Annotated in this window: 17 protein-coding genes; 13 read left to right on the top strand and 4 right to left on the bottom strand. The window is 50.6% G+C overall.

Going from position 1 to position 26,286, the window contains the following annotated elements:
- Positions 1-59: 59 nt before the first annotated feature.
- The 3 genes from ACJJI1_RS11000 to ACJJI1_RS10990 all read right to left on the bottom strand — a co-directional run bounded on the left by ACJJI1_RS11000 (position 60) and on the right by ACJJI1_RS10990 (position 5,462).
- Positions 60-3,209 (bottom strand): efflux RND transporter permease subunit, encoded by a 3,150-nt coding sequence (locus ACJJI1_RS11000; RefSeq protein WP_444959320.1) that lies wholly within the window; start codon positions 3,207-3,209, stop codon positions 60-62.
- A complete protein-coding gene (locus ACJJI1_RS10995; RefSeq protein ID WP_413664354.1) occupies positions 3,206-4,369 on the bottom strand; it encodes an efflux RND transporter periplasmic adaptor subunit in 1,164 nt (387 codons plus the stop codon). Before ACJJI1_RS10995 ends, ACJJI1_RS11000 begins: the two co-directional genes overlap by 4 nt.
- Positions 4,370-4,751: 382 nt before the next feature.
- A complete protein-coding gene (locus tag ACJJI1_RS10990; protein ID WP_413664353.1) occupies positions 4,752-5,462 on the bottom strand; it encodes a Crp/Fnr family transcriptional regulator in 711 nt (236 codons plus the stop codon).
- Positions 5,463-5,807: 345 nt separating this feature from the next.
- Here ACJJI1_RS10990 and ACJJI1_RS10985 point away from each other — a divergent pair, with 345 nt between their 5' ends.
- The 4 genes from ACJJI1_RS10985 (at position 5,808) to ACJJI1_RS10970 (ending at position 13,296) form a co-directional block, all read left to right on the top strand.
- A complete protein-coding gene (locus ACJJI1_RS10985) occupies positions 5,808-7,025 on the top strand; it encodes a TonB family protein (RefSeq protein WP_444959319.1) in 1,218 nt (405 codons plus the stop codon).
- A 154-nt stretch (positions 7,026-7,179) separates the two neighbouring features.
- Positions 7,180-9,243, top strand: a complete 2,064-nt coding sequence (locus ACJJI1_RS10980; protein WP_444959318.1) for a M13 family metallopeptidase — start codon at positions 7,180-7,182, stop codon at positions 9,241-9,243.
- Positions 9,244-9,412: 169 nt separating this feature from the next.
- Positions 9,413-11,299, top strand: a complete 1,887-nt coding sequence (locus ACJJI1_RS10975) for an MFS transporter (RefSeq protein ID WP_444912099.1) — start codon at positions 9,413-9,415, stop codon at positions 11,297-11,299.
- Positions 11,300-11,472: 173 nt separating this feature from the next.
- A complete protein-coding gene (locus ACJJI1_RS10970) occupies positions 11,473-13,296 on the top strand; it encodes an MFS transporter (protein WP_444959317.1) in 1,824 nt (607 codons plus the stop codon).
- Between the two features lie 58 nt (positions 13,297-13,354).
- On the opposite strand, the gene ACJJI1_RS10965 is transcribed toward ACJJI1_RS10970, so the two are convergent.
- Positions 13,355-15,292 (bottom strand): cytochrome c/FTR1 family iron permease, encoded by a 1,938-nt coding sequence (locus ACJJI1_RS10965; protein WP_444959316.1) that lies wholly within the window; start codon positions 15,290-15,292, stop codon positions 13,355-13,357.
- Positions 15,293-15,463: 171 nt separating this feature from the next.
- Here ACJJI1_RS10965 and ACJJI1_RS10960 point away from each other — a divergent pair, with 171 nt between their 5' ends.
- The 9 genes from ACJJI1_RS10960 (at position 15,464) to ACJJI1_RS10920 (ending at position 26,271) form a co-directional block, all read left to right on the top strand.
- A complete protein-coding gene (locus ACJJI1_RS10960; protein ID WP_282934317.1) occupies positions 15,464-15,943 on the top strand; it encodes a glutathione peroxidase in 480 nt (159 codons plus the stop codon).
- Positions 15,943-16,422, top strand: a complete 480-nt coding sequence (locus ACJJI1_RS10955; protein ID WP_444959315.1) for a MarR family winged helix-turn-helix transcriptional regulator — start codon at positions 15,943-15,945, stop codon at positions 16,420-16,422. Before ACJJI1_RS10960 ends, ACJJI1_RS10955 begins: the two co-directional genes overlap by 1 nt.
- Positions 16,423-16,804: 382 nt before the next feature.
- The gene (locus ACJJI1_RS10950) at positions 16,805-18,340 is read left to right on the top strand and encodes a 2-isopropylmalate synthase (protein WP_444906436.1); all 1,536 of its coding nucleotides are present in this window, start codon (positions 16,805-16,807) and stop codon (positions 18,338-18,340) included.
- Complete coding sequence (locus ACJJI1_RS10945) at positions 18,341-19,129, top strand: uracil-DNA glycosylase family protein (protein ID WP_444959314.1); 789 nt, start codon at positions 18,341-18,343, stop codon at positions 19,127-19,129.
- Positions 19,126-19,602 (top strand): ribosomal protein S18-alanine N-acetyltransferase, encoded by a 477-nt coding sequence (gene rimI / locus ACJJI1_RS10940; protein ID WP_444959313.1) that lies wholly within the window; start codon positions 19,126-19,128, stop codon positions 19,600-19,602. Before ACJJI1_RS10945 ends, rimI begins: the two co-directional genes overlap by 4 nt.
- A 123-nt stretch (positions 19,603-19,725) precedes the next feature.
- Positions 19,726-21,108: an MATE family efflux transporter gene (locus ACJJI1_RS10935; protein ID WP_444959312.1), complete on the top strand. Its 1,383-nt coding sequence runs from the start codon at positions 19,726-19,728 to the stop codon at positions 21,106-21,108.
- A 201-nt stretch (positions 21,109-21,309) separates the two neighbouring features.
- Positions 21,310-22,620 carry a YHYH protein gene (locus ACJJI1_RS10930; protein WP_444959311.1) on the top strand — a complete coding sequence of 437 codons (1,311 nt, stop codon included), beginning with the start codon at positions 21,310-21,312 and terminating at the stop codon, positions 22,618-22,620.
- Between the two features lie 708 nt (positions 22,621-23,328).
- Positions 23,329-24,693, top strand: a complete 1,365-nt coding sequence (locus ACJJI1_RS10925) for a YHYH protein (protein ID WP_444959310.1) — start codon at positions 23,329-23,331, stop codon at positions 24,691-24,693.
- 30 nt (positions 24,694-24,723) lie between these two features.
- Positions 24,724-26,271, top strand: coding sequence for a YHYH protein (locus ACJJI1_RS10920; protein ID WP_444959309.1), 1,548 nt, complete (start codon positions 24,724-24,726; stop codon positions 26,269-26,271).
- Positions 26,272-26,286: the final 15 nt, after the last annotated feature.

Genomic DNA, 26,286 nt, shown 5'->3' with positions numbered 1-26,286 from the left:
GCCTAAGCCCCCGAATTTTGTGATCACTAAGTATGATTACAGTACTTATATAGCCGTCACTAACTCGTTACCGACTCAATAGCCCCCTCTGGATTACCCCTCTTCTTGGAGCGGCCCGGTAGTACTAACATAATGGGTGTAACCAATAACGTCAGCAAAGTGGAAAAGGTAAGCCCGTAAACAATTGCACTGGCTAGCTTCACCCAAAAAGAGGCTATCACTCCATCGACAACAATATTGCGTCCGACCATATCCACACTGACGCCTAGCGCCAGGGGCAACAACCCGAGGATAGTTGTTGCCGTTGTCAAAAAGACCGGTCTCAGCCTCTGTGTCGATGCCTTTACTGCTGCTTCCGTTGGTGTGAGGCTCGGCTCATTCTTACGCACGAAGTTATAAGTATCTATCAGTACAATATTATTGTTCACCACGATTCCAGCCAGCGCCACAATACCCACTCCAGTCATAATCACACTGAAGGTGCTTTGTGTTATTAGCAGACCAAACATCACTCCCAAAGTGGACATAATCACAGATGAAAGTACTAATAAAGACTGATAGAAGCTGTTGAACTGTGTTACTAACAGGATAAACATTAAAAACAGGGCCAGGAGGAAGGCTATACCTAGGAATTTAAAAGACTCATTCTGCTCCTCATCCGCCCCACGGAATAGCAGCTCAACCCGGTTATCCACCGGATTGCTCTGCAACCACTTCCTTATTTCCTTCACTTTGTCATCCGGCAGAATCCCCTCTTGCGCATCAGCCTTAATTTGCATGCGAGTAATTCCGTCGATTCGCTCAATCTTATCGACCTTGGGCATGGCTTCCGTGTGTACGAAACTGCTAATCGGAACAGTACCCTGCACGGTATTAACTTTTAGCTGATCGAGCGCGGCTATGCCTCTGGCACTTCTGGGGTACCTGATACGTATATCTACTTCTTCATCCGTATCATCGGGTCGATATTCTGCAACCCGGACGCCATTGGTAACCAACTGCACCGCCCTGCCAACTTCAGTGAGATCGGCACCATATAGGGCAGCCTTGGCTCGATCGACTTTCACTTCCCACTCGATGCCAGGTAGTGGCGCGGTGTTTACAATATCTCGCAACCCGCCAATTTCCTCCATTGCACGGTGTAGTCGCCAGGTTTCCAGCAGTAGCTGCTCATAGTTCTGACTGCGCAACTCCAGAACAATATCCTTGCCTACCGGCGGTCCTCCCTCCATTACATTTGCGGTTACTTTAATTCCGGCAAAATCTGAAGTGCGGGAACGGATATCGGCAAAAATGTCGCGGCTCCGTCGCTCGCGTTCCTCTGCGGGATAAAGCTCCACTAACATATTGGCGATTTGATCTGGGGAACGATCAGAATTTCCAGAAATTCCGCCAGAACCAATTGTAGTGTGAGCTATTCGAACCTCAGGCACACTAAGCACGGCTCTTTCCACTTGCACCACCAGGGCTTTTTTCTCCTCCATGGACAAATTGCCCTGGGCCCTGATTTCTACATTGCCGTATTGCTCTTCTGTATCCGTGAAAAATTCAACACCCGCACCAAAATTGACAAAGCCAATAAAGATGGCAACCAGAATGGCAATAGTGGTTAAGAACCCACTCAATGGGCGCTGCAGAACCTTCTCAAGAATACGCGCATACCAGCCGGTAATTCCAGGCAGGGCTCGAGGTAAGCCATCCTCTAACTGGCTCAGGTAGTTACGAGTAGAGGCATCCATCGCGCTTTTGCCAAACAGTGAACCCAGCACAGGAGCAAAAAAAAGGGCGTACAAGAGTGACCCCGCCAATACTGCAAATACTGTAACGGGCAGGTAACGCATGAAGTCTCCCACCACTCCAGGCCACAGCATAATCGGCAAAAATGCTGCAAGGGTAGTCGCCGTTGAGGCAACTACCGGCCAGAACATCCGACTGACTGATGCAATATAGGACTCCCTTGCTGACAAGCCTTCAGCCATTTTCCGATCGGCAAACTCGGTAATCACAATGGAGCCATCAATTAACATACCGAGAGCCAGCAACATTCCGAACATCACCATAAAGTTAAACGAATAACCCAGATACCAGGTGATGATGGAACCAAACAGCAAAGAGAAGGGCACTCCCAGTCCCACCAGAATTCCCGAGCGAAAGCCGAGCGCAGCAACGACAATAATCATTACCAATAGCATCGCGGTCAGGATGTTTCCCTGCATCTCACTGACCATATCCCGCGCAAAATCAGATTGGTCAAAAACAAACTCAACCGTAATTCCCTGCGGCAAAACACCAAATTCAGCCTGAACAACTTCCCGGACTCGATCCGCGACATCGACAGAGCTGGCATCGTTGCGCTTTTCAACATTAATAGCGAGCCCCGGACGGCCATTGATACTGGTGTAGCTCACTGCATCCTTGAAGGTTCTGCGAATATCTGTAACAGCACCCAAGGTCACAACTCCATCGCGTGACTTCTTGAGCGGAATTTCATAAACATCCTGGGCGGTCTCTATCAACCCAGGGACTTTCACTGAAAAACGGCCCCGATTGGTTTCCAACTCCCCTGCAGGAATTAACAGATTGTTCCCCAATACCGCGTTGATTAACTCCGCACTGGTGATTTGATAGTGCTCCAGTCGCACCGGATCAATCACTGCCTCAACGACCTCCTCCCTATTACCGTGGAGATCTGCACCGAGCACCTCAGGGATACTCTCTATCTTCCGCTTAAGCAATTCAGCCGAGCGCAGTAAAACCCGTTCATTCACTTGCTCACCGGATAGGGTAACGACAATGGTGGGGAAAGGTTGAGCGGATACTTCCTCCACGGTGGGCTCATCGGCATCCCGGGGCAGCTCAGCCCTGGCCCGCTCTACAGCATTGCGAATATCATCGACGGCATCATCTACACCAATGGCAGAGTCAAATTCAATCACGATATATGCAAGGGATTCCCGGGCGACAGCAATCACCTCGACAACCCCTTCTACCGCACGAATTTCCTTCTCCAGAGGGCGGACCAACAGGCGTACACCATCCTCTGGGGAAATTCCCTCATGAGTGACCTGTACAATTACAAATGGGGGGTTCACCTCAGGGCTTGATTCAATTGTCATCGCTGCGCGAGCAACTATGCCAATTAAAACAATCAGCAGCATCAGGCATATTGTGCTGCGATTTCTTTGAATAGCGCTTTCCAACATCTTCATCGCGAATCCCCCTCGGGAATCACTGAAGTTTCGGATACCGGAGTCACCTCAGCGGAATCTACTGGGGAAGCTTCCTTCGCTTGGTTCTCCCGGGAAAACTCTTCCCCAGTTTTCAGTATTTCTGCACGAACCAAATCTCCCGTAGTAACATATTCTTGTCCCACAGTAATCAGAGTGACTGTGTCAGGCAGTCCAGAAACCCAGACGCCGCCATCACCATCCCCAACCAATGAAACATTGATAAATTGCACTCGGTTTTTATCATTGAGAGTCCGCACCCCCAATTCACCGCTATCATCCAGCGTGAGTAGAGATGCATTAATATGGTGGGCCGTAATTTCACCGGTCGGGAGGACCAGCTGACCACTCAAGCCTCCGGGAAGTTGATTACCTGGATTATCTACTGCTACCTCCACTCGGTAAGCCCGAGTAATTTCCTGCGCCTGTTGACTGATATAACGAAGGTATCCGTCTACTAACAGTCCTCTTTGTAATTGGGCTCTCGCCGGCCCGCCCTCAACAAGGCTCCCCACTTGATCCTCTGAAACTTCGCCAACAATTAGGATGGGATCCAAGTCAAGAATGGTCGCGCATTCCTCTCCCCGGCGAATAAAATCTCCCAGCTCCACCGCTCGGCTATTCACTACTCCAGCAAATGGTGCACGAATTTGCAGTTTCTCTACCGTCACTTTGGCACGTGTGTACTCCGCCTTGGTTCGGGCAAGCTCAACTTGCTGCTGGGCCATTGCGGTATCCGACTGCAGTCCTTTTTTCTTAAGTTTCTCGGCACCGGCAAAGTCTATTTCTGCTTTGCGTTTTGCCGCTTCAGCTAATGCCAGTTGCTCAATACGATCTTCAGCCTCGATTTCGCAAATGACATCCCCTTGTCTAACTGTCTGCCCTTCCGCAACTGGAAGTGCAGCAATAATGCCATCCAGTTCAGCGCGCAAACGTACATGCCGGTTAGCCTCAGTGCGCCCATTCACTAGTATCTGAGTGGCGTATGGGCTGGACTCAATGATTTGGGCTTGAATTCGCAATTCAGGCTCTGGCTTCTTGGCAGTTACCTCTTTAGATTCTGACTGCTCATCCTCTGCATCGGAGAATAACTGCCCACTCAGCAGCCATAAAATAGCGATCACCGAAACAATAATTGCCATCCGGTAATTGCGCCTTGACCAGATTGATGCCAATACATTCATAACTTACTAAACCTGTTGGGCAATGATGCGCCATCGCAAAAGGGGTCTTAAATCCAATCGAAGGGATCTGCGATAACAACTGAAGCGAAGCGATTTTTACACAATCACAGCGACTTATAAAAAGCTCCGCTGTGTCCTACTCGAATTCTGTCAATAAATACGTGGTTAATGTCGGGCAAATGAAATATACGAGTGATCTACAAATTTAGACTGGAATCAGCAGATAGTCCCCCTTTAAGAAAGGTGTACACATGTGCCAATAAAAATAAGTACAAAAAGGAGGGGGAGCAGTCAGGAGCGAGGAAATAATTCTCTCGCCCTTGGTTTGAACGGGAAAACTCTACGACAGCATAGATTCCAGAAATCCAAGCATGTCGGATTCATCATCAACCAGCTCACCAGAACCAAACTCCGCATTCCAGTCGAGCAGAATTTGAGCCAAAGCTTTCGCCTGTTCCGCTAAGGCAATTAACTCTTCCCGGCTATTTTTTGGTCCCGTATAAAGTTTCAGCTTTCTATGGCTATTCGCCAACTGATGCCCCGGATACTTGGACCTATAGACCTCCAGTTTCCAACGCAATGAATGCACCATATTGCGATAGAAAACCAGTTTTGCCGGCAACTGTAAAAGTGATAAGTCTTCCAGGTCACCAAACAGCGTACAATCAACGCCTAGAACCTGAGTATCCTGGCTATTATTCGCGGCAAATACATCGGCACTGCGGGGCTCCGCCAATAGCATCGACAAATCACCAAATAACTCACCTGGACGTATTACCGCCAAAGGACGCTCATTTCCCGGAGCCTCCTCAGCTGCGGGACTGTTCACCTTCACATGTAACTCACCGCGTAACAAGAAGTAGACCCATTGATCCACATCCCCTGCACGCAGCAGCTGTTCACCCGACTGAAGGCTGACCAACCGGGAGCGCTTTAGCAATACATCGTATTGCCACTCACTCGAGGCACGAATATCCCGAAATAGATGGATGACATTGAGAAGACGATCCACAGCATCCCGTGGATACTCGCTAAGAGGTTTAATTTCCATGCACAATTCAAATTTAGTGAAAACTATTCCATTTTCCTGAAAAGAGTGGCCTAAGCCACTCTGCAAAGTGCCATTCTAAACGATATCGACCTAGCACACCTGTTTCTAAGTGTGACAATCGTTTCCTTACCAACCCTTTAACTTGGGCGAATGAGGACAGTCTGACCTTATCAGGCTTGAACTCCGTTCCAGTTACAGTAGAGTTAGGTGTAGTGAGTAGTACATTGTACTCTCACAAGCTTTGGGCGCGCACTTTTTAATCTGACTTGTGTGCATTGGGGTTGGGGCCCCTGAATTCTTACTTAGCGGAACATTTTGCTCCTGCTACTGAGACACCGTAGAACAATGAAATCGATAAAAATTGTCCTCTCCTTTTGGGTGTTTACATTTGCTCTCACTGCGAAAGCTGCACCACTTTTAAACGGTCTTGCACTAGAAAAACAATTTAATAAAGACATTTATGTCGCTGCAATATACTCGGAAAATCTAACCCGGGATTCCAGCACACTACTCGATAACAATATTCCTCGGCGCTTGGAGGTTCGTGTTATCACCAAAAGTCTGCCGGCACGGCGACTCCGCAATCAATGGATGGAAGCCATTGCGATTAACAACCGCGGAGATACGCTCAGCAGCCAGGCAGAAAACATGGTGACCTTTGCCAATCTGTTTAAGGGGCGCTTTGCTCACGGTGATCAATTGAGTATCGAGTTCGCCGCCGATACCGGCTCGACAACAATCTCCCTCAACAGTATTCGACTTGGAGAGATTGCTGACCCCGACTTCTTCAATACCTTGCTACGAGCCTGGATTGGCTCTGTCCCTCCCTCTACTGACTTTAAAGATGGGTTGCTTTCCGCCGGCCAAGTGTCAGGTAGCCTGGTAACTACATTCGAGTCCCTGGCCCCAACAAGCGAGAGAGTTGCCGAATTACAACTCAAGCAAATAAGCCAGGAAGAGGCCACTGCCGCGGAAGAGGCGCCAACTGAAGCCACTAAACCTAAACCGGCTATTGAAATTGCTGATCTTCCGCCTCCAACTCTGGCCCTAGCCGCAACCGCTCCCGCAGCAGCGGTTGTAACTGAGGCTGATAGTATTCAAGAGGACAGTGAACAGGGACCTCAACCGGAAGGGGGGGCCGTTCCAGCACAAGCTGAGGAAGAGATTGAGCTTATTACGGTACCTCCTGAGGATGGCCCGCTCCTGGCTGCAGATGCCGAAGATATGATGGAAGAGGAGGAAGAGGCTCCCCTGACGGCTGATATGATTCTGGCACGCCAGATCTACCACTCCAGTTTGCTGCGTCACACGTTCCGCTACATTCGCTACCCCAAACGAGCCCAAGAGCGGGGCCATGAAGGCAGTGTACGCCTCAATGTGACTATTGATTCTCAAGGCCAGGTACGAGATATCCAACCGGTACAGGAATCCCGTCATGCCAGCCTTAACCGGGAGGCCCAAGCTGCTGTACGCAGAGCTGGACCCTACCCTGGAGTCCCTGCGCAGCTAGGTACAGATACTTATAACTTTTCTATCCCTATCACTTTCCGCCTGCCAGATTAAATAGCTACTCAACTTGTACCAAAAGCCCCGCGATGCGGGGCTTTTGGTTAAACTCACTCCAACGCAACTTATCCCCGGCTAGGCGCAGCCCTCTTGCCCCAGCTCACCCCCTGCTTTTAGTATGCTCGGCGGATATTCAGCCAAAAGAGCAAAAATGAAAAAGTTACTATTACCACTCGCTATTGCCGGTACCCTGGCGGGAGCCCAGTTCCCTCTGTTTGCTGTCGCTCACGACCACTCCACCGGTAGTAAAGCTACCGCTGAGCAGGTTCAGCTTTCCTCGGGTATCGACCTGGGCGCTATGGATACCAGTGTACGGCCTCAAGACGACTTCTTTGCTTATGTAAACGGCACTTGGCTGAAGAATACTGAAATCCCTGCGGACAAGTCCCGCTGGGGTGGTTTCTCTATTCTAAGAGACCAAAGTACCGAGCAAGTCAAAGCTCTGATTATGGAAGCCAGCCAGGGAGCCAAGAGCGCCGATGCCAAGCAAATTGGAGATCTCTACAACAGCTTTATGGATAAAAAGCTGATCGAGAAAAAAGGGCTCTCCGCGGTTTCCGGCGAACTCGCCAAAGTCGATGCAATTAAAAACCGCAAGGATCTTACCGATTTCTTCGCCTATGCGGATACCGTCGGCTACGATGTACCATTTGGTGGAAGCATCTGGCAGGACCTGAAGCAAGTAGAAAACTACATGACTTTCCTGTGGCAGGCAGGCCTTGGACTCCCTGATCGCGACTACTACTTCGAGGACACTGAGAAGAGTAAGAAACTCCGCGAAGCCTATGTAACCTACCTCGCTGATCTTCAAGGCCTCGCAGGACTTAAAGAGGCTGAAGACTTTTCCAACAAGATCTTCAAACTTGAGGAGAGTTTGGCAAAACACCATCGCAGCCGCGTTGATAACCGGGACCCGGAAAAGTACTACAACAAGAAAACTGTTGCTGAACTTAAAGAGCTAATGCCCGTTGTAGATTGGGACAGCTACCTAGCCAAAGCCCAATTGAAGAAAGCAGATAGTTTTATTGTCGGCCAGCCTGAATACCTGGAAGCGGCCAATGAGATTATTGCCAATACTGAGCTGGCAACCTGGAAGCGCTACCTGAAGGTCAAAGTGCTTAATGCAATGGCGCCCTACATGCATGACGAAATCGCACAACTGCGCTTCGACTTCTACGGCACCACCGTTCACGGTATTGAACAAATGGAACCCCGCTGGAAGCGCGGCGTGCAATTTGTCAATGGTTCTGTAGGCGAGCTGGTCGGTAAGCGCTACGTAGAAAAGCACTTCCCGCCTGAAGCTAAAGAGCGAATGGTTGTACTTGTGGACAATCTGAAGGCCGCCTACCGGGAATCCATCGAATCCCTCGAGTGGATGGGCGAAGATACCAAAAAGCAGGCTCTGTTTAAGCTAAGCAATTTTTCCACCAAAATCGGCTACCCAGACAAGTGGCGTGACTACAGTAACTTGACAGTTAAATCCGATGACCTGATTGGCAACGTTCTGGCAGCTAACTTGTTTGAGTCCTCATACGATCGCAATAAGCTGGGCAAGCCGATTGATCGCGATGAGTGGGGCATGAGCCCACAGACTGTGAATGCTTACTACAACCCAGCCATGAATGAAATCGTATTCCCTGCAGCGATTCTGCAACCACCATTCTTTAATATGAATGCGGATGATGCTGTCAACTACGGCGGTATCGGCGGTGTAATCGGCCACGAGATTGGACACGGGTTCGATGATAAAGGCAGTAAATTTGATGGACGCGGCTATCTCAACAACTGGTGGACCGACTCCGACCGCAACAATTTTGAGCAGCTTACCAGCAAGCTCGTATCCCAGTACAACGCCTACGAGCCGCTTGAGGGTGAACACATCAACGGCGAGCTGACCCTGGGCGAGAATATCGGCGATTTATCAGGCCTGGGAATTGCCTATAAAGCTTATAAAATGTCTCTAGATGGCGAAGAGGCACCTGTTATTGACGGCTTTACCGGCGATCAGAGGGTCTTTATGGGCTGGGCTCAGGTGTGGCGCAGCAAGATGCGCGATAAAGCCCTCAGTGGACGTTTGAAGGTAGATAGTCACTCTCCCGCTGAATATCGTGTGAAAGGCGTACTACCAAATATCGATGCTTTCTACGAAGCATTCGATATTAAGGAAGGCGACGGTATGTACCTGCCTGAAGAGGAAAGGGTAACTGTCTGGTAAACCGGTACCCTCACCTGGCCGCCCACGCGGCCGGGTTTCCCTTCAACCAATTCTACCTCTCCCCCAACAACCCCTAATCTAGCGTACCAATTTACCCTCTATCATGGGGATACCTCCCGTCGGCAGTATGACTTACCATTAGCTCACTTAAATAAGAAGAGAGTTGCCAATGGCTAACCAGTCTCAGTTTCATCTTCTCACTAGCCGCCGCTTTTTGCCGTTCTTCAGCACCCAATTCCTGGGCGCCTTCAATGACAATGTTTATAAAAACGCCCTAATTGTCATGATCGCCTTTCGCCTGGTGGAAAGTGAAGCAAACGCACTAATTAACTTGGCTGCTGGTTTGTTTATTCTTCCCTTTTTCTTATTTTCTGCCTCCGCCGGCCAGATCGCGGACAAATACGACAAGGGGAGGTTAATACGCTGGATTAAGCTAGGAGAGATCGCTATCGGTGCACTGGGTGTTTTCGCCCTTTTTAGCGGAAGCAACGCACTCTGTTTAACTGTGCTCTTTCTCTTGGGCATACAGTCCGCCTTTTTTGGCCCGGTGAAGTACGCGATTATCCCTCAACACTTGAAGCGTTCCGAACTGATAGGGGGCAATGCTCTGGTGGAAATGGGGACATTTGTGGCCATTTTAACGGGAACAATTGTCGGTAGCCTACTCGCAGGCCTCACAGGCCATGGGCAACAGGGAATTCTCTACTTAGGCCTGGTAATTATGGGCGCAGCTACCCTGGGATATCTGGCCAGCCGCTCAATCCCCGCAGCGCCAGCCCCCACACCCAATCTCAAAATAAACCCTAACCCCATTACTCAAACCCATAAAATACTCCGTGCCAGCGCGAATACTCCCTCAATTTTCTACTCCATTATTGGAATATCTTGGTTTTGGTTAATGGGGGCGGCCTATCTGACACAAATTCCCAGTTTTACCAAGAATGTCCTAGGTGGCAGTGAATCAGTGGTTACATTACTGCTGTGCAGTTTTACCATTGGTATTGCCATTGGGTCCTTAATCTGCGAGCGCCTCTCCAGTGGATTTATTGAACTTGGCCTGGTGCCTGTTGGTGCTGCTGGACTTACCATAAGTGGTATCGCCCTGGGTATCGTCGGGGGAAACTTTGCAGAACTCCATGAAGCCAGCTTTACCGCATTTCTAAGTACCGATGGTGCATACTCTCTTCTCAGTTGTCTGGTACTACTGGGGATGTTTGGGGGTCTTTACATCGTTCCTCTGTACACCATGATCCAGGATCGATCCGACCCGGCAATTCGTGCACAAATTATCTCCGTAAACAATATTTTGAACGCCCTCTTTATGGTGGCTTCAGCGCTACTTGGAATTCTATTCCTCAATATGCTGGACGCGACCATACCGCAGTTCTTTCTTGTTATTGCCCTTATGAATGCGGCGGTCGCCATTTTTGTGTTCGCCAAAGTGCCAGAATTTGCTATGCGCTTTTTGATCTGGGCCCTTTCCCACACCATGTACCGGGTAAAGCACCAAGGGCTTGAACAGATACCCACAGAGGGACCAGCCCTAATCGCTTGCAATCATGTGAGTTATGTTGACGCACTATTACTCGCCGGCGCTGTCCGCCGTCCTATCCGCTTTATTATGTACAAGCCCATTTATGAAATTCCAATTTTGCACTTCGTCTTCAAAACAGGCAGGGCAATTCCAATTTGCTCCAAGCAGAAAGACCCCAAAGGGTATGAACAGGCTTTTCAAGCCATTGAGGACGGGCTAAAAGATGGAGATCTTCTCTGCATATTCCCCGAAGGTCAGTTGACGAAAGACGGAGAACTACAGCCATTTAAAGCAGGCATAGAAAAAATTCTGGAGAGAACCCCTGTCCCTGTAATCCCTATGGCCCTCCAAGGTCTCTGGGGAAGCTTTTTCAGTCATAAAGGCGGTCATGCCTTCACTACATTGCCCAAGCGTTTTTGGTCGCGGGTGAGCGTCGTTGCCGGCAGGCCTGTCGAAGCAGCCGGTGCCAAGGCAGAGGCTCTATACCGCCAAGTGCTGGGCTTGCGCGGAGAGAAACGCTAGCCTCCCCTTTTTCTTGACCAACAAGGATATGTGCCTACTTCACTGGTAGGCACATAAATTCTTCTCCTCCCTCAGGATGCCAGCCCCTCCTTAAATCATTCCGATCACCTATTCTGATAGCGAGAATAGAAATACATAGCTGCTAAGGGCGGCACAGGGACGAAGGCCTAACCATGGCTCAAAGCAACCAGTTCAAGCTCCTCGCCAGTCGCCGCTTTATGCCACTGTTTCTCTCACTGTTAAGCAGTGTTTTTAATGACAACCTGTTTAAAAACTCCCTGCTAGTCATACTGGCATTTCATTTAGCCAAAGCAGAAGCCAATACACTAATTAATCTCGCCAGTAGCCTTTATGTCATACCGTATTTTCTATTTTCACTCGCCGCTGGACAATTAGCTGACAAGTATGAAAAGGGTCGAGTCATAAGAATTATTAAAGCCGCCGAAATACTAATCGGTATCCTCGGGGCCATTGCGCTACTCACTGATGACCGAGTTTTAAGTTTCATTGTATTGATACTTTTTGCCACCCACACAGCTTTCTTTAGCCCTGTCAGATATGCCATCTTACCTCAGCACCTAAAGCAATCAGAATTGCTTGGAGGAAATGGTTTAGCCCAAGTTGCATCCTTTTCCGGAGTACTCGTTGGAACAATTGTCGGCACCCTCCTAGCCGGTGATGTGGGCCAGGGAAAACCTGGGCTGTTATATCTGAGCTTGGTGATGGTCACTGTCGCCGTACTAGGCTATCTCGCCAGTAGGGCAATCCCTCCGGCTCCTTCCTCAGCCCCCAATTTAAAAATAGATTGGAACCCCATCAGCCAAACGCTGAGAATTATGCGGGAAGTGATTAAAACACCCACCGTTTTTTACGCAATTATTGCAAACTCCTGGTTCTGGTTATTTAGCACGGCATACCTAACCCAGGTTCCCAGCTTTGTAAGAAATGTGCTTGGCGCCAGTGAACCAATAATCACGATTCTACTCTGCTGCCTAACTGTTGGCGTTGCTATAGGCTCACTAATGTGTGAGAGCTTGTCTCGCGGGCGTATTGAACTGGGCTTGGTGGCAGCCGGCGGGCTGGGAATGACGGTGGCGGGACTTTGGTTGGGCATCCTATCGGGAAACTATCAAATGCTCTCCAACGCATCCCTTAGCCAATTTCTACAGAGTGATGGTGGACTGACCATCTTATTTATCACGACTTTTATCGGTGTTGCTGGCGGTATTTTTATCGTACCGCTATACACCATTATTCAGGAAAGAACAGCAGAACAAATTCGAGCGCAGGTTATCTCTGTAAATAATGTCCTTAATGCCGTATTTGTAGTCATTATTTCTTTTTCTATTATTGGGCTACTCGGGCCTGTGGGAATGACAATTCCCCAGGTATTTACCCTGCTGGCCATACTAAATTTCGCTCTTTTAGTACTCCTGCTTTTTCGAATGCCGGAAATGTTATTTGACACCCTTTCTTGGCTTACCTATATCCTGCCCAGGCGCACGAAATACGAGGGGATTGAGCAAATCCCTAGCGAAGGTTCAGCACTTCTAATTGCCCGCTACTCTAACCTGCTAACCCCATTTATTGTTAGCGGGGCAACGCAACGCAAGGTTCGCTTTATCCCCAGCGACGCCATTACTAACAGCCCTAGGCTTCACGCACTTTTACGCAAAAGTGACTATTTCCCCAAAAACTACTATGAAATCGAAGCTTCAGAGCTCAAGAGAAAGCACAATGCGATTCATAAGGCAGAGGCGAACAGGGATCTTCTGTGCATCCTGATTGAAGAAAACAGCAGGAAAGAAATTGCAGAGCTTGTCACGCTGCTCAAGGAAAATTTTCAAAGCGCATCATTGCCACTTATCCCTCTATCGATCCAAGGTTCGTTTAGCTATAAACGAAACCTAAAGACAATAGTACAGGTTGGCAGCCCAATACCGCTTGCAGAAATTTCTCCAGAGCTGCTATCCGATAACCTGAAGGGTGCTGAATAAAGAGGAGCTGGCTATTAAAAATAGGGTACCCACAGAGTTGCGGGTACCCGAAGGCCATTTAGGTCGCTTTAGCGGAACTGGAATCTGAGCGGCCGCCTTTCAGTAGCAACCACAGAGCGACAACCAGTATTGCCCCCTGAACAGCAACACCTTGCCAAGTCGGGTAGATACCCAACCAGTCAAAGCTGAGATTTATCGGCAGCGGGGAAATCGCAATCCACGCCGCTTCTTGCAGCGCCGCGACAGCCTTGCCCGCAAGAACAAATGACAACGCCAACAGTAAATAGGTCGTCATGGAGAAGAACTTGCCTATAGGCAAGCGAGCAGAGAAGCGCACAAAGGCAACGCCCAACACAACCAGCAATATAGCACCGGCAGCGAGGCCACCCCATAGGGCGCTGTACTGACTGGAAGCTGTTTGCACCAATAGGGCCTGGTAGAACAGGATGGTTTCAAAAATTTCGCGGTACACAGCGACAAATGCGAGACCGGCGATGCCCCACAGGGCGCCAGCGCTAAGGCTGCGGTTAATGCTGTTCTGGATATATTGCTGCCACTGATCCGCCTGGGTCTTACTGTGCATCCAGAAACCCACATAGAAGAGCACAACTGCGGCCAGAAGCGCTGCAACCCCTTCCATAACTTCCCGGCTGGCGCCACTGATGGAAACCAAACTCTGTGCGGCAACCCAAGTAACAACACCTGCGACCGCGGCGCTGATCCAACCGAAGTGAACAAATTTCAACGCATCGCGACGACCGGTTTTTACCAGAATCGTTGTCAGTGCAATCACTACCAGTAGCGCCTCGAGACCTTCGCGCAGAAGAATCACCAAGCTGGCAATAAATAGTGCACCCGCAGAGAGAGTTGTCTCCTGCATTAAAGATTCGGCACGCCCCAGTTGCTCAAGAATTACCTGCACCTGAGCCCCGACTTGCTCGGGGTTACTATCGGCATTCAGCTGACTGCGCAGCCCGAGCAGCTCCCGTTCAGTGGCTTTACGCAGATCGGCGTCGAGGGAATCCAGAGAGCTCTCCGCCATCTCAAAACCGTCCAGGTAGGCACTAATAGCCAGGGTGCGAGCGTGATCGTAGTTACCTTCCTGGTAGGCCACCAGGGACTTTTCCAGTTGCGCACGGGCTATATCAATCGGCTGGCTACCGAGGCTTTCCTCACCAACAAAGAAGGGTGTGGGGTCGGCACGCAGGGAAGCAACTGCCGCGCCGGACAGTTCCGGGCGATCACTCTGCAGCACATTGGGGCTGTACATCACGATATCCTGCAAGCTCGGCTCAACGCCTTCGCCCTCCTCCGCTTCACCTTGGAAAGCCAGGCCGCCAACATAAAATGCCAGGGACCAGCGCTGCTGCTCATTCAAGTTTTTGAAGGCGGTCATTGCAGTGCCATCGATACCGTTACTGATAGCATCGTAAAGGCCCAGCAGGGAGCGATTTTCAGCGCGCTCCAACTCGTAGAAGTTTGTCGGCGCCGGCTCCAACTGTGCCGCTAAGGGGCCATCCCCTTTACCCTCGATACCATGGCAGGTAACACACTGCGCCTGGTAGATAGCGCGACTCTCATCCACATTCAGCAATGCAGTGGGCAAAGATAGCGCGGGGGCGATAGACAGTAGCCCCTGACGCAACTTGGCAGTATGTGCTTGCACTTCCTGCACACTGGCCTTGCGAAGAATCGCCGCTTGCAGCGCATCCGCCTCGGTGCGGATCATCGCCGCTTCGGGCGACTCTTGCAGTTGTGCGCCGCGATCGATCAGTACCGAGGCGAACTCCTGCATCTCTGCAAACTCATCATCACTAATGATCTCCCCATCTGCCACCGCTTCCGGATAATCCACACCGATGTACTCTGCCATCTGCATCAGCTGGCGCAATTCCTGCTCTGATAGACCCGAGGCCTGAGCCTGGGCTTGGACGGGTAGAACCGTAATGGCCAGTAGCACCACTAGCAGGCTGGCCAAGTGTAAGGTGAGGCGCATGGAGAATCCTTTACTGTTATTGCAAAAGGGTTTTATCAATCTGGCGCATAATATAATTGGTAATCATTCTCACAATAAAGCCTGCAAAAGGGCTACTCCCAAATAAAGCGGTTGCAAAAAAGATTGTGCACAACTAAATTTAGCAAAATACAAACCATCGAGGCTCTCCCAATGACCGATCTCTACTCAATTCCCGTGCAAACCGCTGATGGGCAAAAGACCACTCTGGCCGATTACAAAGACAAGGTGGTGCTAGTTGTTAACACGGCCAGTAAGTGTGGCTTCACCAAGCAATACGCGGGCCTGGAGGATTTATATAAAAAATACAAAGACCGTGGATTTACCGTCCTGGGCTTTCCTTGCAATCAATTTGGCAAGCAGGAACCCGGTAGCGATGAGGAAATTCAGGAGTTTTGTGAACTTAACTTTGGAGTCAGCTTCCCCGTCTACGCCAAGCTGGACGTCAATGGCGATGAGGCTCACCCGCTGTTTGTGGAGCTCAAGAAACGTGCGCCGGGCCTATTGGGAACCGAGGGTATTAAGTGGAATTTCACGAAGTTCTTGATCGGCAAGAATGGCGAGAATGTTAAACGCTACGCGCCGAAGGATGCACCAGCATCCCTAGAGACAGAAATCGAGCGCATGCTCTGATGGTTATCTGTGATGACGATTCCGGCGAGCTGGCACTGAACCGCCAGCTATGTTTTGCCCTCTACGCCGCATCCCGAGCCATGACCCGCGCCTACCAGCCGATGCTAAAGGAATTGGGGATCACCTATCCGCAATATCTGGTTTTAATGGTTCTGTGGGAGTGGGCCAACACCAAGGCGCCATCGGAAGAAGAGCAGAGCGTCAGTGCACTGGGGCAGAGGCTGATGCTGGATTCCGGCACCTTGACCCCGCTGCTTAAGCGGATGGAGCAAAACGGCCTGGTCAAGCGTCGCCGCAGCAATCAGGATGAACGGATAACCCTGATCACTGTGACAGAGGAAGGCCTTGCCCTTAAACCAAGAGCCAGAGAGTGGGTGACAGCACAGCTGGACAACAGCCGTATCAGCCGCAGCGAGGTAGAGCAACTACACGGAGACTTGTGGCAGTTTCTGCATAAATTGACCGATGCCACCCCTTAATAGCGGACCCCATTGAAACCCTCAGTGGGGCAGCCCTTCAAAAACAGGATATAAACACTAAAAAATAGCCAACAACGAAAACAATATAACAAAATAAGAAAATAGCACGCCAATATTAGGATATACATTGACCTTCCGATTGATTCCGCTTCATAATGCCCTGAATCCGACCTAATGCGGAAACTGTTGTATATGAAGACTCCATTTATCACTCAGCGCCAGTCTTTTCTTGCCCTAGCTTTCTCGCTACGACTGCCCCTGCGCGGCATATAATTTTTCTCCCCCCCACCCCCAACAGAATTCCAAACTTTATTTGAGCGATGCATAGACAGCGGCAAGGCCCCCTGTTTAGCCTCAAAGCAAATAAGGAGAACAAACGAAAATGAGCACTAAAAAAGATAAGTTAGTCATTTTTGATACCACTCTGCGCGATGGCGAGCAGAGTCCTGGCGCCTCTATGACGAGAGAGGAAAAAATTCGCATCGCCCGCATGCTTGAGAGAATGCGTGTCGATGTCATTGAGGCTGGATTCGCGATTGCCAGTCCCGGGGACTTCGAGTCGGTCAAGGCCGTCGCTGAAGCCGTTACCGAATCACGGGTTTGCAGCCTTGCCCGAGCGGTCAATGCCGATATCGTGCGCGCTGGCGAAGCCCTGAAGAATGCCAACGCCTCGCGTATCCACACATTTATTGCCACTTCTCCAATCCATATGAAATACAAGCTGCAAATGGAGCCGGAAGCGGTGTTGCAGCAGGCAGTGAAAGCGGTTCAAACAGCGCGCAACTTTACCGACGATGTGGAATTCTCCCTCGAGGATGGCAGCCGCTCCGAGCCGGAATTTATGTATCGCATCATCGAAGCGGTTATCGCGGCAGGGGCCGGCACTATCAATATTCCCGACACCGTTGGTTACGGGGAACCGGAAGAGTATGGGGCTATGTTCCGCCGTGTTATCGAAAACGTTCCCAACTCCGACAAAGCCATCTTTTCGACCCACTGTCACAACGACCTGGGCCTCGCCGTTGCCAACTCCCTGTCGGCCGTGATGAACGGTGTGCGCCAAGTGGAATGCACCATCAATGGCTTGGGAGAGCGCGCCGGTAATGCCTCCCTGGAAGAAATCGTTATGGCAGTACAAACCCGCCAGGATCTCTACCCGGTAGAAACAGGGCTGGATACCAGCCATATCGTGCCCACTTCGAGAATGGTGTCGTCGATTACCGGCTTCCCGGTACAGCCCAACAAGGCCATTGTCGGCGCTAATGCCTTTGCCCATGAGTCCGGTATTCACCAGGACGGTGTTCTGAAACACCGCGAGACCTACGAAATCATGCGCGCTGAAGATGTGGGCTGGGGTCAAAACCGTCTGGTTCTCGGTAAACACTCCGGCCGGGCTGCCGTCCGCGCCCGCTATGAAGAGCTGGGGGTAGATTTCGCCGATACCGAAGAATTCCAGCAGGTATTTGCCCGCTTTAAAGACCTAGCCGACAAGAAACATGAGATCTTTGACGAAGATCTGCACTCTCTGGTGAGCGGAGGTGAGTCACCGGTGGAGCGATTCCAACTGAGCGACCTGGATGTGCGCACCAAAATCGGCTCAGCCCCACAGGCCTTTGTCAGCCTCACCATTGACGGAGAACTCCGGCAGACCGAAGCCAGCGGTGGCGGCCCCGTAGATGCCACCTTCAAAGCTATTGAACAGCTGGTAAACAGCGGCGCCGACTTAAAACTTTATTCTGTAAATGCGGTCACCCAAGGAACAGACTCCCAAGGGTCCGTCACAGTGCGCCTGGAAAAAGACGGCCGCCTGGTCAACGGCGTTGGCGCAGATACAGATATCCTGATTGCCTCAGCACAAGCCTACATGGATGCGTTAAACTTGCTCGCCAGCAGTGAGAGTAAGAAACAGGGCGTATAAGTGAACGAGCTTCAGCGAGCGGAATATTTATCAGTACTTGGGGTTCCAAGCTATGTACCCCGATTCGTATTGCCGCTCGCACCCGATCCTCTCCAGGCCGAACTGCCTCCCGCCGAAGAGGCTGCTGGGATTCAGCAGCCTCCGGTTGCAAGTGGAATAGCTCAAAACCCACTGCCCCACTCAGCAGATCAGATAATTACCCAGCCGGTGCAGAATCCGGAGCGCAACGCCCGTGTGCTAGATGAAATAAGCGCTCTCACCGACCAGACAAAACGCCCACAAGAGACGGTGTCAGTGACACCGGCTCCTGTTGCCCCCCCCCAGCAAAGTGTTAAACCTTTTGTTTTGAACTGCTGGCGTATTGGGGAGGAACTCCTGGCCGTGGACAGCCACGAGCCCGGTGCAGCGCTTCCCCTGGAAGCCCTGTTCAACAATATTCTCCGCGCCTTGCACTGGCACCAGCTCCCCCGACAACAGGAGCGCCTGCAATGGCCTTTAACAGAAAATCGCTTTGGTCCAGCCGAAGACGCCTCACAGGCTCGGGATACATTCTCCAGCTGGTTAGAGGCCTCTTATTCTCGCATGCCGGTTAAATCCATCTGGCTGATGGGCAGTGAGGCTCAAGATTTTTGCACTCCGACCCCATTGGAAAGCCAGGTTGTCGAATGGCAGAAGGCCCGCTTAATTAGTACGCCCAGCCTCTCACAACTGCTCCGAGCCCCCGAACTAAAACGCCCCCTGTGGAATCTGTTGCGCACTAGTTATCCGACTGAAACCCGCGCAGAATGACCTATTTAAATTACACTGAGCTACAGTTGCGCTCCGCCATTGCCGACGACTGTGCATCTCTGGCCCAGTTGGCAAAAAGTGCCCACAGTCATCCGTGGAGTGAAGCCCAATACCAGCAGAGTCTCAGCGCCGGCCACCACTGCTGGGTCCTGATCCAAGGCGATGACATTATCGCCTGTTGCGTGATCAGTAGCCTGTTTGACCAGGCAGAAATCCTGGACATTGCCGTATCCCCAGCGCGACGCCGACAGGGCCTCGCCGAGGCACTACTAAACAGCGTGAAAACGGAATTGCCCAGCGAAATTGAACGAGTTTTGCTCGAGGTGCGGGTATCCAATCTCGCTGCGCGCTCCCTCTATCGCAAACTGGGTTTCTCTGAAGACGGGATACGCAAAAATTATTACCCCGCGCAAAATGGCATGCGCGAGGACGCTGTACTCATGAGTCTCGCTCTGAATGACACCCAGTCGTAGAATGAGCCCATCGTTCGGAATTCCCGCCTTACCGACAAGGCCTTGAACGGCAGGCAGCCACTCCTGCTCTGTAACACTATTCCCGACTTCCCAACCCCCTCGTTGGATTGACAAGAGTTATACATGTCTCTATCAAAAAGCAGCCCATCACTGCTGGAAGGTTCAGTTTCCAGTCACTTACAGAGACTGGCACTACCCATGGTCTGGGGAATTCTCGCCGCCATGTCCTTTAATATCGCCGATACCTATTTTGTCTCCCAGCTGGGCGATGGCCCCCTGGCGGCGATGAGTTTCACCTTCCCGGTAGTGATGGCCATAAACAGCTTTGCTATCGGTCTCGGCGCAGGTACTTCTTCGGCAGTAGCCCGGGTTTACGGCGCTGGAGATATAAAGAACGTTCGCCGCCTGGTAACTGACGCATCTGTACTGGCACTGCTGATTGCTATTGTGATTACTGCAGTCGGCCTGGCCACCATGCGCCCTCTATTTGAGCTGCTGGGCGCCGGCCCCGATATGCTTCCGCTTATTGCCGATTACATGATCCCCTGGTACCTGGGAACCATCTTTGTCATTGTCCCGACCGTCGCGCTCGCTGCTCTTCGCGCCATTGGTAACAGCGCGGTAACCGGCCGTATTATGGTGGCGGTAGCCCTACTGAACCTGATTCTCGACCCCATTTTGATTTTTGGGCTTTTCGGCTTTCCCCGACTTGAGCTCCAGGGAGCAGCTATCGCTACGATTATCGTGCGCGCCCTGAGCTTTATTGCTGCACTTTACTTCATCATCAAAAAAGAACACCTAATGACAGCCCCACAATGGCGGCTGAGCGGCCTGCTCGAATCCTGGCGCAAAGTGTTGGCTGTCGGGCTTCCCGCTGTGCTCACCAATGTCATTATTCCTGTATCGGGAGGAGTTGTCGTTGCACTCGTTGCCGTGCACGGCGAAGATGCCGTCGCGGGCCTGGGAGTCGCACTCAGAGTAGAACCCCTGGCACTTATTGTGTTTTACGCACTTTCCTCTGTGGTCGGCCCTTTTATGGGACAGAATGCCGGGGCGGAAAAGACCGACCGCCTGCGGGAAACCGTGAGCGTACTGGCAAGGTTCTGCCTGGTATTTGGAGCGGGACTGGCGGTGCTTCTCTACTTTGTTGCAGAACCTATCGTAAGTCTGTTCAGTGATTCCACTGAGGTTCTCGCCGTCGCTGTTGCCTACCTGACCCTGGTACCTCTCAGCTATGCCGGCTACGGCTTTGTGATGTCTGCCAATGCCGCATTCAATGGACTCGGGAAACCGCTGCCTGCAACTGTCATTTCTTTCCTGCGGGTACTGGGCCTATACCTACCCCTGGCCTGGATTGGAAACAGCCTGTGGGGCATGACCGGCCTGTTTGTCGCTACAGCAGCATCCAACCTGATTCTCGGCTTTGTTTCCTGGTGGTGGCTGCGCCGCGATACGCACCAGCGCACAGCAGAGACAACATCCAGCCCCGAGCTGTCAACCAACTGATCGATCTGTGGGCCGAACCACTCCTGATTCGGCCCACATCTATCCACCACCCCCAAAAACACAACAAAAGGAAATCAGTGCCTTAACGGGCAGCGTACACATTACTTCCCATTTTTGCCGATAACTTCAAACTCCTCCAAACCCCGGCAGACAGCAGCATAGCCCGCCTTCTTCTTACTGCGAAACATGGATGGTGATTCGATGAGGCTTCAGGAGATTTCCCCCCTTCAAACCCGCACCCAATTAATCAGCGCACTGACAATACTTCTGGTCTGTGCACCTTTAACAGGGTGCGACAATGACGATTCAGATCCACCCCCATCAGATGACGATACTGGCGATGACAGCAGCCCCTGGGTGCTAAATATCGACGATGAACGGGCGCCTTACATCTACGAAAGCAATAGTAATGAGCAGGTCCTGGTCAATGTACAAAGCATCGAAACTGTCACTGTCGACGGCAGGGAATACACTCAAGTCACAGCATCCGGCATCCCGGATTATGAAATTGAAATCACCACTGCTATCTACGACGAGCTAATCAATCGCCCCAAAGCGAGCACCGACTTTGTCTACGGCAGCCCCACGGTACAAATTGGCGATATCGTGAGTTTTGGTCAGGATATCGGCTTTAGCAGCAATCCACATACCTGCTACGCCGAAGCGGGTTTTGGATTCTGGCCGCCGGGCCCGGTCTGCCCAGAAAATGTTTCCCACAACAGCTATTTTCCAACTGAGCCAGAGGTCTCGGAAGAAGACTGTGAGAGTGGACTCGGACCTCAGGGTTATTGGGTCAACGGAACCTCTATCTACCAGTGGAGCGATGGACAGTCTGTGAATGGCACCTGGCACACTTTGGCACCTGTCGCTGAGATGTACGATGTTGATATTTGTGGTGGACACGCTGCCCGGGGAGACTATCACCACCACTTCTACAGCGATTGCCTGGCAGACTTGGTTGGAGATACTGGAGATAGCCACTCTCCCGTCTACGGGTTCACCGCCGATGGCTATCCCATTTATGGCCCTTGGGAGGCCGAGGGTGTTCTTGCAATAAGTAGTTGGGTCACTAGAGACTATGACGATGCCGACTCTACTAGCGGCTGCGGGATTGCCGGCGAGCGCAGTTGCTTATTGGCAGATGAATACGATTTGTCACAAGGCACAAGTTCACTTGCCGAATCCGGCCCCAGTACCAGCGATACATTTACGTCCCTATCAGGCAACCTTTTTCAAACCACCAGCGGTTTTTTTTACGAAGACTATTACTGGGACTCCAATTTGACCGACCAGGAGGGCACTTATCTGGATCAATACAATGGGCACAGTGACAGCGAGCGGGGTTATCACTACCACCTAACGGTAGAACTGAATGATGAAGGGCAGCTGACCCCATCATTCCCCTATACCTTTGGGCCCCGCTTTTACGGCAAACTCGATGACCAGACAATTGTGAATGTTTGCTCCGATGAAGTCGGCGGAGGTTTTCCCCCTGGCCCACCGCCCATGTAACTAGGCCAGCAGAAAACAGCTTACCTATATCACCTATAAATCATTGATAAAGCCCCACGCCAGCCTGGAACCGGTTAAAGCTTCCAGACTGGCGACTCTCCCAAATACAGTCTCAGAATCCAGGTCTCTGCTTTCAGTAGCTGGCTTCACTAGATACAGCCAGCCAACTACTAGGGAGCCTCTGAATAACTCCGTGATACCTCTGGCATGCAGAGCGGTTCACAATCAAGGCGCGGCTTCGCAGGAATGTCTAGACCTTTCAAGAAGTCGCAACGCGGAGTGTGAATCGCTCTGCAAGCCCCGAAGGGCGGGCCTTGAAGGCCACAGCTGCTGCGTTGCAGCTCTTGCCAAGGGCTACGGCCATTCGCGGCGAGCTGCGCCTAACATCTGCAGCCTTCAAGACCCGCAGAGGCATTACGGAGTTATTCAGAGGCTCCCTAGACCTTTTAGTCAAAAAAATATCGAAAGAATAATATTTTATTTAAATTAAATACAAAGAAAGTCATTAACGAGATAAGTAATTTTCCAGCAAATAACTTTTTAACTGTTGATACCGAAAGAAAAGCCATCCTTTTGAACTTACGCACAAACTAGGCAGAAATATAGAGCCAATTTAACCCTTTGCAAATTAGGTTAATATTTATCCACATTTTCTCCACTTTTATCCGCTAATTTCTGGACTAACCCCCATCTAGTTCACGGTGTGCTATGAAATTAACGGAAATTTTTGACACGGACCGAAAGTCCATTTTGCCTTATGTAATATCTCTGGTATTACTTTCCGGCGTACTCCAGGCATGCGGTGGAGGCGGCAGCTCTTCATCTGATTCAGATTCGTCATCTGAAGATACTAGCGACAGCGGCTCAGATTCCGGTGACGATAATGGCGATGACGATTCATCAGATGATAGTGACAGCTCAGGCTCGAGCACCGATAGCGGGGTTTGGATTCTAAATACTGATGAGGAGCGCGCACCCTATATCTATGAAAGTAACAGCAATGAACAAGTACTAGTAAATGTTCAGAGCGTTGAATCTGAAACTGTCGACGGTAAAGAATACACTGTTGTATCAGCAACCGGTATTCCAAATTACACTATCGAAATTACACAAACTGTTCTCGATGCACTCCTGGAACGTCCAAAAGCATCCTCTGACTTTTTAACCGGCAGCCCCTATGTCAGCGTTGGTGATATTGTCAGTTTTGGGCAGGACATTGGATATAAAAGTAATTCGTCCTGTGGTGCAGAAGCTGGTTATGGCTTTTGGCCACCGGGGCCTGTCTGTCCTGAAAATGTTTCCCATGTTGGCTATTTTCCCGTTGAACCTGAACCTGCAACTGACAGTTGTGAAACTGGTTTAGGGGTACAGGGCTACTGGGTAAATGGAACCTCTATTTATCAATGGAGTGACGGGATGAGTGTTGATAATACATGGCATACACTCGCCCCCCTAGCTGAAGTCTACGACGTTGATATTTGCGGTGGTCACGCGGCAAACGGTGATTATCACCACCATTTTTACAGTGAATGCCTCGCAGAGATGGTCGGCGATATTGGTGACGACCACTCTCCAATTTATGGCTACACCGCCGACGGCTATGCAATTTATGGCCCTTGGGAAAGTGAGGGTGAATTAGCGGAAAGTAGTTGGGCTGTTCGAGATTACGATGATGCCTCATCCGAAAGTGGCTGTGGTGTCGCCGGCGAGCGCAGCTGCTTATTAATCGATGAATATGATATTTCCCAGGGCGTGGAAACTACTTCTAATACTGGCCCAACTACAAGTGATTCATATACCTCCGCGTCCGGAAATGAATTTGAAACAGCTGCTGGTTTTTTCTACGAAGATTATTATTGGGACGAAGAACTTACAGCTCAAGGTGGAGTCTATTTAGATCAGTACAATGGCCATTCGGATGATGAGCGAGGATACCATTATCATCTTACCGTCACTGTCGATAGCGATGGACAATTAATCCCCGCCTTTCCCTTCACTTTTGGACCGCGCTTTTACGGAAAATTAGATGATCAAACTGTTGTCAGCCGATGCTCAACAACCGTGGGGCGGTAACCAATAAAGATAAATTGAGGTAACTTTCTCGTGAAAATTAACGGGTACTTTCTTGCCGGCTCATTAGCCTGGCTAACTGCAGCCAGTGTTGTGGCTCAACCTAATCCCAACTCTGGGCATAACAACGATCAACGTTCGGTTAGGGAAGTACCTGTTCGCAATAGCAATGGAAGAAACTGGCAAAACAACAATTCTATAAATTCAGAAAACACTAGAAATAACACTGCAGATTCCTCCACCGACTCAAACAGCAATACAGTTGAAGAGGAAAGTCCAACAGATACTACGGTAGATAATCCAACAGAAACAACTACCGACGAAACAAGCAATACATCGAATAATAACGAGGACACTTCTTCGGACGTTAACGAAGAGAATTCCGGCTCCTCAGATAATTCGACAATTTCAGGTAACGAGGAAAGCTCGGTAACAGAGAGCTCTGGTACTACCTGGATTATCAATTCAACTAACGAACGCGCCCCCTATATTTACGAAAGTAACAGTAATCAGCAGGTTCTGGTTAATGTGCAAAGTATTGAATCTGTAACCGTTGCCGGAAAGGAATATACCCGCGTATCTGCTACCGGTATCCCGGACTACCAGATTGAAATAACCCAGGAAATACTAGACGCACTCATCAGCCGTCCAAAAGCCTCTACAGACTTCGTCAATGGCTACCCCTTGGTACAAACTGGTGAGGTTGTTAGCTTCGGCCAGGACATCGGCTATCGCAGTAATTCCAGCTGCGGCTCAGAAGCCGGTTATGGCTTCTGGCCCCCAGGTCCCGTGTGCCCCGAAAACGTCGACCATGTAGGCTATATTCCTGCTGAGCCTGAGGCATCCACTGACAGCTGTGAAACTGGGCTCGGTGTACAGGGTTACTGGGTAAATGGAACCTCAATTTACCAGTGGAGTGACGGACAGTCAGTAAATAACACTTGGCATACCCTGGCTCCCATGGCAGAAGTCTATGACGTAGATATCTGTGGCGGCCATGCAGCTAACGGCGATTACCACCATCACTTTTACAGTAATTGCCTGGCTGAAATTGCCGGGGACACCGCCGATGGACACTCCCCTATCTACGGCTATACCGCCGATGGCTACGCAATTTACGGTCCATGGGAAGACGCAGGTGTGCTAGCTAAAAGCAGCTGGGCAATACGGGATTACGACGATCCCCGTTCAGACACCGGCTGTGGCGTTGCCGGGCAACGCAGCTGTCTGCTAGTCGATGAATATGATATTGATCGCGGCGTATCCAATACAAATAACACCGGCCCCACTACCAGCGGTAGCTACACCTCTCAATCCGGAAACGAATTTGAAACTCCGGCAGGTTTTTTCTACGAGGATTATTACTGGGATGAAGGCCTGACAGCGCGAGGTGGCGAATACTTGGATCAATTCAATGGACACACTGACAGTGAAAGAGGTTATCACTACCACCTGACAGTTACGCAGGATAACAATGGCCAACTAATTCCAGCTTTCCCATTTACCTTCGGCCCGCGCTTTGCCGGCAAACTGGATGACCAAACTATCGTCAATCGCTGCTCAACCACCGTTGGCCGCTAACTCATATTCAAGCTT

It is taken from the genome of Microbulbifer maximicatervae (SeqCode), assembly GCF_052467065.1.
This window is presented reverse-complemented; position numbering and strand designations above follow the sequence as displayed.